The 12,733-nt window shown below is 64.6% G+C and carries 7 protein-coding genes; 6 read left to right on the top strand and 1 reads right to left on the bottom strand.

Annotated features, from left to right (window positions below):
* The first annotated feature begins 125 nt into the window (after window positions 1–125).
* Complete coding sequence (rplJ, locus tag H7K34_RS20105) at window positions 126–767, top strand: 50S ribosomal protein L10 (RefSeq protein WP_264063846.1); 642 nt, start codon at window positions 126–128, stop codon at window positions 765–767.
* Between the two features lie 33 nt (window positions 768–800).
* On the top strand, window positions 801–1,196 hold the full coding sequence (rplL, locus tag H7K34_RS20100) for a 50S ribosomal protein L7/L12 (protein WP_108926229.1): 396 nt from the start codon (window positions 801–803) through the stop codon (window positions 1,194–1,196).
* Window positions 1,197–1,265: 69 nt separating this feature from the next.
* On the opposite strand, the gene H7K34_RS20095 is transcribed toward rplL, so the two are convergent.
* A complete protein-coding gene (locus H7K34_RS20095; RefSeq protein ID WP_264063845.1) occupies window positions 1,266–1,940 on the bottom strand; it encodes a TetR/AcrR family transcriptional regulator in 675 nt (224 codons plus the stop codon).
* 94 nt (window positions 1,941–2,034) lie between these two features.
* Between H7K34_RS20095 and H7K34_RS20090 the strand changes: the two genes are divergently transcribed.
* The 4 genes from H7K34_RS20090 (at window position 2,035) to H7K34_RS20075 (ending at window position 12,677) form a co-directional block, all read left to right on the top strand.
* Window positions 2,035–3,561: a carotenoid oxygenase family protein gene (locus H7K34_RS20090; protein ID WP_264063844.1), complete on the top strand. Its 1,527-nt coding sequence runs from the start codon at window positions 2,035–2,037 to the stop codon at window positions 3,559–3,561.
* Between the two features lie 172 nt (window positions 3,562–3,733).
* Window positions 3,734–4,744: an ABC transporter ATP-binding protein gene (locus H7K34_RS20085; RefSeq protein WP_201263619.1), complete on the top strand. Its 1,011-nt coding sequence runs from the start codon at window positions 3,734–3,736 to the stop codon at window positions 4,742–4,744.
* 441 nt (window positions 4,745–5,185) lie between these two features.
* A complete protein-coding gene (rpoB, locus tag H7K34_RS20080; protein WP_372510820.1) occupies window positions 5,186–8,668 on the top strand; it encodes a DNA-directed RNA polymerase subunit beta in 3,483 nt (1,160 codons plus the stop codon).
* A 58-nt stretch (window positions 8,669–8,726) separates the two neighbouring features.
* A complete protein-coding gene (locus H7K34_RS20075; protein ID WP_264063842.1) occupies window positions 8,727–12,677 on the top strand; it encodes a DNA-directed RNA polymerase subunit beta' in 3,951 nt (1,316 codons plus the stop codon).
* Window positions 12,678–12,733 lie beyond the last annotated feature (56 nt).

The following is a 12,733-nucleotide window of genomic DNA, read 5'->3' as shown; positions in this document are numbered from 1 at the left end:
TACCGCCGGCACCTGTGCCGGTGTATCCCAACGCCCCGTGCTGCTTCCTGCGCCGGGGCGTTCGTCGTTCCTCGGGTGATCACAGACGACACGTCTAACCGTGACTTTTCACCGAGGAGGTATGCATGGCCAGAGCCGACAAGGCCACCGCCGTTGCGGACATTGTCGAGCAGTTCAGCACCTCGACCGCGACCGTCATCACTGAATACCGGGGCCTGACGGTTGCCAACCTGGCAGAGCTGCGCCGCTCGTTGTCTGGATCGGCCACCTACACCGTGGCCAAGAACACGCTGATCAAGCGGGCTGCGACAGAAGCGGGGATCGAAGGTCTCGACGAGCTGTTCGTAGGCCCGACGGCCATCGCGTTCGTCAGCGGCGAGCCCGTCGACGCCGCCAAGGCCATCAAGACCTTCGCCAAAGACAACAAGGCGCTGGTCATCAAGGGTGGCTACATGGACGGCCACGCGCTGACGGTGGCCGAAGTCGAGCGCATCGCCGACCTGGAATCGCGCGAGGTGTTGCTGGCCAAGCTGGCGGGTGCCATGAAGGGCAACCTCGCCAAGGCCGCCGGCCTATTCAACGCGCCGGCCTCGCAGTTCGCCCGCCTCGCGGCCGCCCTGCAGGAGAAGAAGGCGGCCGAGCCGGCCACGACCCCGGCCGCCGAACCAGCTGCGGAAGCACCCGCTGCCGCAGCACCCGCCGATTCACCGGCCGACGCGGCACCCGCTGCGGAGGCACCCGCCGAGACATCCGCCGACGCCGAATAACCCAAAAACCCAAATTCAGGAAGGACCCACACCATGGCAAAAATCTCCACCGACGACCTGCTTGACGTCTTCAAGGAAATGACCCTGTTGGAGCTCTCGGAGTTCGTGAAGAAGTTCGAGGACACCTTCGAGGTCACCGCGGCCGCTCCGGTCGCCGTCGCTGCTGCAGGTGGTGCCGCCGCCGGTGGCGCGCCCGCCGAGGCCGCCGAGGAGCAGTCGGAGTTCGACGTCATCCTCGAAGCCGCTGGCGACAAGAAGATCGGCGTCATCAAGGTTGTCCGCGAGATCGTCTCCGGCCTAGGCCTCAAAGAGGCCAAGGACCTGGTCGACGGCGCGCCCAAGCCGCTGCTGGAGAAGGTCGCCAAGGAAGCTGCCGAGGAGGCCAAGGGCAAGCTCGAGGCCGCCGGCGCGACCGTCAGCGTCAAGTAGTTCAACTCGCGCAAACCCCCGGGAACCTAGTAGCTGGCCAGCTACTAGGTTCCCGGGGGTTTCGTGTGCTCAGGCCGAGATCGCGGACTGCAGCGATTGAGCCACATGCTCCGTTGAATCTCCCAGCGCGACAAGAAGATTTGACGTCATGGCGCCGAGCACCGGGGTGACGGCCGAGCCGTCGTCGCCGTAGTAGCCGGCGAGTTCTAGCATCACGAACCCGTGGATCAACGCCCAGAACTGCGCCGCGGTGGCGACGACGGCAGCATCGTCTTCTGCCGAGCCGACAGTGATCCGCCCGGCCTGCATGCACCGGTGCACGCCGCGCACCACGTGCGCAAAGCTCTGATAGCGCTCCTCGATCTCGGCGAGCGTCAGCGTTAGGACGTTGTGCGCGGGGGCGTTGATGCCGTGCGCACTGGTGCTGCCGAACATCAGCCGATACATGTGCGGTCGCTCGATGGCATAGCGGCGGTAGGCGCCGCCGACAATGAACAGGTCGGCGACCGGGTCGTCGGACGGCGGCACCGTCAACGCCTCGTCGAATTGCCGCAACCCCTCGTCAGCGACCGCTGCGATCAGCGCTTGCATCCCGCCGAAGTGGGTGTACACCGACATCGTCGAGGTCCCCGCGGCGCCGGCCACCTTGCGGGTCTGCAATGCGTCGGGCCCGTGCTCGTCGAGCAGGGCAACCGCGGCGTGCAGCATCTCGTCGCGGACACCGCGCTGAATTTCCGTAGCCATCTCTCCAACCATCTCCGATGAGGCCTTGCCATCTTCTCACCGCCGGCGTACCGTCTCAATAACGCTGAAATATCAATGTTATAGGAGTTCGGCCATGACTTCCACCCAAACCGCTAAATCCGAGAACCCGTATCTCGAGGGCTTCCTGGCGCCCGTCGCCGCTGAGGTAACCGCGACCGACCTGCATGTCACCGGGCAGATCCCGGAGCACCTGGACGGGCGCTACCTGCGTAACGGGCCCAACCCAGCCGCGGAGGTCGACCCGGCCACCTATCACTGGTTCACCGGCGACGCGATGGTGCACGGCGTGGCCTTACGCGACGGCAAGGCCTGCTGGTATCGCAACCGCTGGGTCCGCACCCCATCCACGTCCGCCGCGCTGGGCGAGCCCGAGCCCAAGGGTCTGAATGCACGGGCCGGGATGTTGTCGGTCGGCCCCAACACCAACGTGCTGACCCACGCGGGGCGCACGTTGGCGCTCGTCGAGGGGGGTGGCGCCAACTACCAGCTCACCGACGACCTCGACACAGTCGGCCCATGCGACTTCGACGGAACGCTGTTCGGCGGCTACACCGCTCACCCGCACCGGGATCCGCGCACCGGCGAACTGCACGCGGTGTCCTATAGCTTCGGCCGCGGGCATACCGTGCAGTACTCGGTGATCGACACCGCCGGCCATGCGCGGCGCACCGTCGACATCGAGGTGACCGGGTCGCCGATGATGCATGACTTCTCGCTGACGGATAAGTACGTGGTGATCTACGACCTGCCGGTGACGTTCGACCCGGCGCAGGTGCTGCCGGCCAACGCCCCGCGCTGGCTGAGTTTGCCGGCCCGCCTGGTGCTGCAGTCGGTGCTCGGTCGGGTCCGGATTCCCAGTCCGCTGATGACGGCGCTGAACAGCAATCAGCAACCCATTCATCGGATGCCCTACAGCTGGAAGGACAGCTACCCGGCGCGCATCGGGGTGATGCCCCGGGAAGGCGGCAACGCGGACGTGCGCTGGTTCGATATCGAACCCTGCTACGTCTTCCACCCGCTCAACGCCTACTCGGAGATGCGTGACGGCGCCCGAAAAAAGGAAGAGGTCCTGGTGCTCGACGTTGTCAGCTACGCGCGGATGTTCGAAGCCGACCTGCGGGGTCCCGGCGACAGCCGACCCGTGCTGGAGCGCTGGACCATCAACCTGACGACCGGCGCAGTGACTACCGAATGCCGCGACGATCGCCCGCAGGAGTTCCCGCGCATCGACGAGACCCTGCTGGGTGGGCGGCACCGATTCGGCTACGCCGTTGGGATGGATGGCGGCTACCTGTCCGGTGGCATGACCGAGATGACCTCGGCGCTCTACAAGCACGACTACGCGACGGGATCGAGCTCGGCCGCGACCCTGGACCCCGACGTTTTGATCGGCGAGATGTCCTTTGTGTCGAATCCCGCAAACGGCACAAAGGAGCGGGCCGAAGACGACGGCGTCCTGATGGGTTACGGATATCACCGTGGCCGTGACGAAGGGCAATTGCTGTTGCTGGACGCCCAGACTCTCGAGTCGGTTGCGACCGTTCACCTGCCCCAGCGCATACCTATGGGTTTCCACGGAAACTGGGCTCGGGCCACCTGAGCCCTTTACCGGCACGGCCATGACCACTAGCCTCCGTGCAGGGCGGGTCTCAGGTCAGCGAATTTTTCACTCCGGTGCTGTGCAACCATGCTGCGCGGTCCCGGGCGTGCGCTACAGTGACTCAAGCTACACAAAGGGGCAGGTGGCAGCAGGTGTCGACGGAAGGATTCCAATGGGCGTCGCTATCGAGGTCAGTGGTCTGACCAAGTCCTTCGGATCCTCGAGGATTTGGGAAGACGTGACCCTGGATATCCCCTCTGGGGAGGTCAGCGTTTTGCTGGGCCCGTCGGGTACCGGCAAGTCCGTGTTCTTGAAGTCCTTGATCGGCCTCCTTCGTCCGGAACGTGGCTCGATTGTCATCGACGGCACCGACATCATTGAGTGTTCGGCCAAGGAGCTCTACGAGATCCGCACGCTGTTCGGTGTGCTGTTCCAGGACGGCGCGCTGTTCGGTTCGATGAATCTCTACGACAACACCGCCTTCCCGCTGCGCGAGCACACCAAGAAGAAGGAAAGCGAGATCCGTGACATCGTCATGGAGAAGCTCGAGATGGTCGGCCTCGGCGGTGACGAAAGAAAGTTCCCCGGCGAGATCTCCGGTGGTATGCGCAAGCGTGCCGGCCTGGCCCGCGCCCTGGTGCTGGACCCGCAGATCATTCTCTGCGACGAGCCCGACTCCGGTCTGGACCCGGTCCGTACGGCCTACCTGAGCCAGCTGATCCTCGACATCAACGCGCAGATCGACGCCACGATCCTGATCGTGACGCACAACATCAGCGTCGCCCGCACCGTGCCGGACAACATCGGCATGTTGTTCCGCAAGCACCTGGTGATGTTCGGCCCGCGCGAGGTCCTGCTGACCAGCGATGAGCCGGTGGTGCGCCAGTTCCTCAATGGCCGCCGTATCGGTCCGATCGGCATGTCCGAGGAGAAGGACGAGGCGACGATGGCCGAAGAGCAAGCGATGGTCGACGCCGGTCACCACTCCGGCGGCACCGAGGAGATCGAGGGTGTGCCACCCCAGATCGTCGCGACGCCGGGCATGCCGGAGCGCAAGGGCGTGGCTCGCCGCCAGGCCCGGGTGCGCGAGATGTTGCACACCTTGCCGAAGAAGGCGCAGGCGGCGATCCTCGACGACCTCGAGGGCACCCACAAGTACCAGACGCACGAATTCCGCGACTAGTCGCAACCGTCTGATCGTCCTACCCGCCCCCGACTTGCGGGGTGGGGTCTGGCCCTGCGTGCCCGAAACTGCAGCCACAGGATTTTGCACACAACTTGCCGCGCCTTCCTCTTGACGAACGGGCGTGCACAGGTCAATCTGTTGGGCAGCATGTACCCGCGGGAAAGTCGAGATGCCGGCCAGCGCCGATCTCCCTGACTGGGTAGTTGAGGAATGCGCGCGCCTGCGCTATTGTTGGACGTTGCGCTGGCTACTTCCTGCCCACCTCACCCGCCACTTGACACCGTGGTCTTAGCCTGAGCCCCCTCTGCGGCTCAGCTATTTAGTTGCGCGCGTGAGGCTCGGGTAGATCGTTCGCCGGCTTAACCGACACAATTCGCGGCGAACAGGTCCGGTGGCCCCGGTTCTCGTGAGTCGCACGAGGTGCTGGAAGGATGCATCTTGGCAGTTTCTCGCCAGAGCAAGACGGATTCCTCTTCTAACAACTCCGTGCCCGGAGCACCCGACCGAGTATCTTTCGCCAAGCTCCGCGAACCGCTCGAGGTTCCGGGGCTACTCGACGTGCAGACGGACTCGTTTGAGTGGTTGATCGGTGCGCCGCGTTGGCGCGAGATCGCCTCCGGCCGCGGGGACGTCAACCCGGTCGGTGGCCTCGAAGAGGTGCTGTACGAGTTGTCGCCGATCGAGGACTTCTCGGGCTCCATGTCGCTGTCGTTCTCCGACCCTCGCTTCGACGAAGTCAAGGCGCCGGTGGATGAATGCAAAGACAAGGACATGACGTACGCGGCGCCGCTGTTCGTCACGGCCGAGTTCATCAACAACAACACCGGTGAGATTAAGAGCCAGACGGTCTTCATGGGTGATTTCCCGATGATGACCGAAAAAGGCACCTTCATCATCAACGGCACCGAGCGCGTCGTGGTCAGCCAGCTGGTCCGGTCGCCCGGTGTGTACTTCGACGAGTCGATCGACAAGTCGACCGAGAAGCTGCTGCACAGCGTCAAGGTGATTCCGAGTCGCGGTGCGTGGCTGGAGTTCGACGTCGACAAGCGCGACACCGTCGGTGTGCGCATTGACCGCAAGCGCCGCCAGCCGGTCACCGTGCTGCTCAAGGCACTGGGCTGGACCAACGAGCAGATCCACGAGCGGTTCGGCTTCTCCGAGATCATGATGTCGACGCTGGAGAAGGACAACACCGCCGGTACCGACGAGGCGCTGCTGGACATCTACCGCAAGCTGCGTCCAGGCGAGCCGCCGACCAAGGAATCCGCGCAGACCCTGCTGGAGAACCTGTTCTTCAAGGAGAAGCGCTACGACCTGGCCCGCGTCGGCCGCTACAAGGTCAACAAGAAGCTCGGACTGAACGCCGGCAAGCCGATCACGTCGTCGACGCTGACCGAAGAAGACGTCGTCGCCACCATCGAGTACCTGGTGCGCCTGCACGAGGGCCAGCCGACCATGACGGTTCCCGGCGGCAGCGAGGTTCCGGTGGAGACCGACGACATCGACCACTTCGGCAACCGCCGCCTGCGTACCGTCGGTGAGCTGATCCAGAACCAGATCCGGGTCGGCATGTCCCGGATGGAGCGGGTCGTCCGTGAGCGGATGACCACGCAGGACGTCGAGGCCATCACCCCGCAGACCCTGATCAACATCCGGCCGGTCGTCGCCGCGATCAAGGAGTTCTTCGGTACCAGCCAGCTGTCCCAGTTCATGGACCAGAACAACCCGCTGTCGGGTCTGACCCACAAGCGCCGGTTGTCGGCCCTGGGCCCGGGCGGTCTGTCGCGTGAACGCGCGGGCCTCGAGGTTCGCGACGTGCACCCGTCGCACTACGGCCGCATGTGCCCGATCGAGACCCCTGAGGGTCCGAACATCGGTCTGATCGGTTCGCTATCGGTGTACGCGCGGGTCAACCCGTTCGGGTTCATCGAGACGCCGTACCGCAAGGTGGTCGACGGTGTGGTCACCGACCAGATCGACTACCTGACCGCCGACGAGGAGGACCGCCACGTCGTGGCGCAGGCCAACTCGCCGATCGACGCGAACGGCCGATTCGAAGAGTCGCGCGTGCTGGTTCGCCGGAAGGCGGGCGAGGTCGAGTACGTGCCGTCCTCCGAGGTCGACTACATGGACGTCTCGCCGCGCCAGATGGTGTCGGTGGCCACGGCCATGATTCCGTTCCTCGAGCACGACGACGCCAACCGTGCCCTGATGGGTGCCAACATGCAGCGCCAGGCGGTTCCGCTGGTGCGCAGCGAGGCTCCGCTGGTCGGCACCGGTATGGAGCTGCGCGCCGCGATCGATGCCGGCGATGTGGTCGTCGCCGACAAGGCGGGCGTCATCGAGGAGGTGTCCGCCGACTACATCACCGTGATGGCTGACGACGGCACCCGGCACACCTACCGGATGCGCAAGTTCGCCCGTTCCAACCACGGCACCTGCGCCAACCAGTCGCCGATCGTCGACGCGGGAGACCGGGTCGAGGCCGGACAGGTGATCGCCGACGGCCCTTGCACCGAAAACGGTGAGATGGCGCTCGGTAAGAACCTGCTGGTGGCGGTCATGCCGTGGGAAGGGCACAACTACGAGGACGCGATCATCCTCTCCAACCGCCTGGTTGAAGAGGACGTGCTCACCTCGATTCACATCGAAGAGCATGAGATCGATGCCCGCGACACCAAGCTGGGCGCCGAGGAGATCACCCGGGACATCCCGAACGTCTCCGACGAGGTGCTCGCCGACTTGGACGAGCGGGGCATCGTGCGCATCGGGGCCGAGGTTCGCGACGGCGACATCCTGGTCGGCAAGGTCACCCCGAAGGGGGAAACCGAGCTGACTCCGGAGGAGCGGCTGCTTCGGGCGATCTTCGGTGAGAAAGCCCGCGAGGTTCGCGACACCTCACTGAAGGTGCCGCACGGCGAGTCCGGCAAGGTGATCGGCATTCGGGTGTTCTCCCGCGAGGACGACGACGAGCTGCCCGCCGGTGTCAACGAACTCGTCCGCGTCTACGTGGCCCAGAAGCGCAAGATCTCCGACGGTGACAAGCTGGCCGGCCGACACGGCAACAAGGGCGTCATCGGCAAGATCCTGCCGGTCGAGGACATGCCGTTCATGCCGGACGGCACTCCGGTGGACATTATCCTGAACACCCACGGTGTGCCGCGACGGATGAACATCGGCCAGATCCTGGAGACTCACCTCGGTTGGGTCGCCAAGGCCGGTTGGAACATCGAGGGTGCCCCCGAGTGGGCGGCGAACCTGCCGGAGGACCTGCGGCATGCCGCGCCGGACCAGATCGTGTCGACTCCGGTGTTCGACGGTGCCAAGGAAGAGGAGCTGCAGGGGCTGCTGTCCTGCACGCTGCCAAACCGTGACGGCGACGTGATGGTGAACGCAGACGGCAAGTCCAGGCTGTTCGACGGCCGCAGTGGCGAACCGTTCCCGTACCCGGTGACCGTTGGCTACATGTACATCATGAAGCTGCACCACCTGGTGGACGACAAGATCCACGCGCGGTCCACGGGTCCGTACTCGATGATCACGCAGCAGCCGCTGGGTGGTAAGGCGCAGTTCGGTGGACAGCGGTTCGGTGAGATGGAGTGCTGGGCCATGCAGGCCTACGGCGCGGCGTACACGCTGCAGGAGCTCTTGACCATCAAGTCCGACGACACCGTCGGCCGGGTCAAGGTGTACGAGGCGATCGTCAAGGGCGAGAACATCCCGGAGCCGGGTATCCCCGAGTCGTTCAAGGTGTTGCTCAAGGAGCTGCAGTCACTGTGCCTCAACGTAGAGGTGCTGTCCTCGGACGGCGCGGCGATCGAACTGCGCGAGGGCGAGGACGAAGACCTCGAACGTGCCGCGGCGAACTTGGGAATCAACCTGTCTCGCAACGAATCTGCGTCCGTTGAGGATCTGGCCTGACCGCGGCGTAGCCGCGGCGCTAACTGGTTACTAAACCCGCAAGGGGAAAGGAAGTTACGTGCTCGACGTCAACTTCTTCGATGAACTCCGTATCGGCCTGGCCACCGCGGAGGACATCAGGCAATGGTCTTACGGCGAGGTCAAGAAGCCGGAGACAATCAACTACCGCACGCTGAAGCCAGAGAAGGACGGCCTGTTCTGCGAGAAGATCTTCGGACCTACTCGCGACTGGGAGTGCTACTGCGGCAAGTACAAGCGCGTGCGCTTCAAGGGCATCATCTGTGAGCGCTGTGGCGTCGAGGTGACTCGCGCCAAGGTGCGTCGGGAACGGATGGGGCACATCGAGCTGGCCGCGCCGGTCACGCACATCTGGTACTTCAAGGGTGTGCCGAGCCGGTTGGGTTACCTGCTCGACCTGGCGCCCAAGGACCTCGAGAAGATCATCTACTTCGCGGCGTATGTCATCGTCGGGGTCGACGATGAGATGCGGCACAACGAGCTGTCGACGCTCGAGGCCGAAATGGTGGTGGAGCGCAAGGGTGTTGAGGACCAGCGCGATGCCGACCTGGAAGCCCGCGCGCAGAAGCTAGAGGCCGACCTGGCCGAGCTCGAGGCCGAGGGCGCGAAAGCCGATGCACGGCGCAAGGTTCGGGACGGCGGCGAGCGTGAAATGCGTCAGCTCCGCGACCGCGCCCAGCGTGAGCTGGACCGGCTGGAGGACATCTGGACGACCTTCACCAAGCTGGCTCCCAAGCAGCTGATCGTCGACGAGAACCTCTACCGTGAGCTCATCGACCGTTACGGCGAGTACTTCACCGGTGCCATGGGTGCGGAGTCGATCCAGAAGCTGATCGAGAACTTCGACATCAACGCCGAGGCCGACATCCTGCGCGACGTCATCCGGAATGGCAAGGGACAGAAGAAGCTTCGTGCGCTGAAGCGTCTGAAGGTCGTCGCGGCCTTCCAGCAGTCGGGCAACTCGCCGATGGGCATGGTTCTCGACGCGGTGCCGGTGATCCCACCGGAGCTGCGTCCGATGGTGCAGCTCGACGGTGGCCGGTTCGCTACCAGCGACCTCAACGACTTGTACCGCCGCGTGATCAACCGCAACAACCGTCTCAAGAGGCTGATTGACCTCGGTGCGCCCGAGATCATCGTCAACAACGAGAAGCGGATGCTGCAGGAGTCCGTCGACGCGCTGTTCGACAACGGTCGTCGTGGCCGTCCGGTCACCGGGCCGGGTAACCGCCCACTCAAGTCGCTGTCGGATCTGCTCAAGGGTAAGCAGGGCCGGTTCCGGCAGAACCTGCTCGGAAAGCGTGTCGACTACTCGGGCCGTTCGGTCATCGTGGTCGGTCCGCAGCTCAAGCTGCACCAGTGCGGTCTGCCCAAGCTGATGGCGCTGGAGCTGTTCAAGCCCTTTGTGATGAAGCGGCTGGTCGACCTCAACCACGCGCAGAACATCAAGAGTGCCAAGCGAATGGTCGAGCGTCAGCGTCCCCAGGTGTGGGACGTGCTCGAAGAGGTCATCGCCGAGCACCCGGTTCTGCTGAACCGCGCGCCTACCCTGCACCGACTCGGCATTCAAGCCTTCGAGCCAATGCTGGTGGAGGGCAAGGCCATTCAGCTGCACCCGTTGGTTTGTGAGGCCTTCAACGCCGACTTCGACGGTGACCAGATGGCGGTGCACCTGCCGCTGAGTGCCGAGGCGCAGGCTGAGGCTCGCATCCTGATGTTGTCGAGCAACAACATCTTGTCGCCCGCGTCCGGCCGTCCGTTGGCCATGCCGCGACTCGACATGGTCACCGGCCTGTTCTACCTGACCACCGAGGTGGACGGGGCCGAGGGCGAATACCAGCCGGCTGCCAAGGATCAACCCGAGGTGGGCGTGTATTCCTCGCCGGCCGAGGCGATCATGGCGTCGGACCGCGGTGTGCTCTCGGTGCGGGCCAAGATCAAGGTGCGGCTGACGCAGCTGCGTCCGCCGGCCGAGATTGAAGCCGAGCTGTTCGGTCAGAACGGTTGGCAGCCCGGTGATTCGTGGACGGCCGATACGACCCTGGGCCGGGTGCTGTTCAACGAGCTGCTGCCGCTGGGCTATGCGTTCGTGAACAAGCAGATGCACAAGAAGGTGCAGGCTGCCATCATCAACGACCTGGCCGAGCGCTACCCGATGATCGTGGTTGCGCAGACGGTCGACAAGCTCAAGGACGCCGGTTTCTACTGGGCGACCCGAAGCGGTGTCACGGTCTCGATGGCCGACGTGTTGGTTCCGCCGCGTAAGAAGGAGATCCTCGACCACTACGAGGACCGGGCGGACAAGGTCGAAAAGCAGTTCCAGCGTGGTGCTTTGAACCACGACGAGCGCAACGAGGCGCTGGTGGAGATCTGGAAGGAAGCCACCGACGAGGTCGGTAAGGCGCTGCGGGAGCACTACCCGGCCGATAACCCGATCATCACGATCGTCGACTCGGGCGCCACGGGTAACTTCACCCAGACCCGAACGCTGGCCGGCATGAAGGGTCTGGTGACCAACCCGAAGGGTGAGTTCATCCCGCGTCCGGTCAAGTCGTCGTTCCGCGAGGGCCTTACCGTGCTGGAGTACTTCATCAACACGCACGGTGCTCGAAAGGGCTTGGCGGACACCGCGTTGCGTACCGCCGACTCCGGGTACCTGACCCGTCGTCTGGTGGACGTGAGCCAGGACGTCATCGTCCGCGAGCACGACTGCGAGACCGAGCGTGGCATCATCGTCGAGCTGGCTGAGCGTCAGCCCGACGGCACCCTGATCCGCGACCCGTACATCGAAACCTCGGCGTACGCACGGACTTTGGGCGCCGACGCGGTTGACGAGGCCGGCAACGTCGTCGTCGCGCGTGGTGAAGACCTGGGTGACCCGTCGATCGAGGCTCTGCTGTCCGCGGGCATCACGCAGATCAAGGTGCGTTCGGTGCTGACCTGCACCACCGGCACCGGCGTCTGCGCGACCTGCTACGGGCGCTCGATGGCCACTGGCAAGCTGGTGGACATCGGCGAGGCCGTCGGTATCGTCGCGGCGCAGTCCATCGGTGAGCCCGGCACGCAGCTGACCATGCGTACCTTCCACCAGGGTGGTGTCGGTGAGGACATCACTGGCGGTCTGCCTCGTGTGCAGGAGCTGTTCGAGGCGCGGGTGCCGCGCGGTAAGGCGCCGATCGCCGACGTCACCGGGCGGATTCAGCTCGAGGACGGCGAGCGCTTCTACAAGATCACCATCGTCCCCGACGATGGTGGCGAGGAAGTCGTCTACGACAAGCTCTCCAAGCGGCAGCGGCTGCGTGTGTTCAAGCACGAAGACGGTTCCGAGCGAGTGCTTTCCGACGGCGATCACGTCGAGGTGGGCCAGCAGCTGATGGAAGGCTCGGCTGACCCGCACGAGGTGCTGCGCGTGCAGGGCCCCCGCGAGGTGCAGATCCACCTGGTCCGCGAGGTCCAGGAGGTCTACCGCGCTCAGGGTGTGTCGATCCACGACAAGCACATCGAGGTGATCGTTCGCCAGATGCTGCGCCGCGTCACGATCATCGACTCGGGTGCGACCGAGTTCCTGCCGGGTTCGCTGATCGAGCGTGCCGGGTTCGAGTCGGAGAACCGTCGGGTGGTGGCCGAGGGTGGCGAGCCCGCCGCCGGCCGTCCGGTGCTGATGGGTATCACGAAGGCGTCGCTGGCGACCGACTCGTGGCTGAGTGCGGCGTCGTTCCAGGAGACCACGCGAGTGCTGACCGATGCGGCGATCAACTGCCGCAGCGACAGGCTCAACGGTCTGAAGGAGAACGTGATCATCGGAAAGCTGATCCCGGCGGGTACCGGTATCAACCGGTACCGCAACATCCAGGTGCAGCCGACCGAAGAAGCCCGTGCTGCGGCGTACACGATCCCGTCCTACGAGGATCAGTACTACAGCCCGGACTTCGGCCAGGCCGCCGGTGCTGCGGTTCCGCTGGACGACTACGGCTACAGCGACTACCGCTAAGTCAACAATCGAAAAAGCCCCGGGTTTACCCCCGGGGCTTTTTCGTGCGCCCGGGT

It is taken from the genome of Mycobacterium montefiorense, from assembly GCF_025823255.1.
Lineage (GTDB): Bacteria > Actinomycetota > Actinomycetes > Mycobacteriales > Mycobacteriaceae > Mycobacterium > Mycobacterium montefiorense.
The sequence above is the reverse complement of the archived record's forward strand: the minus strand, read 5'-3'. Positions and strand labels throughout refer to the sequence as shown.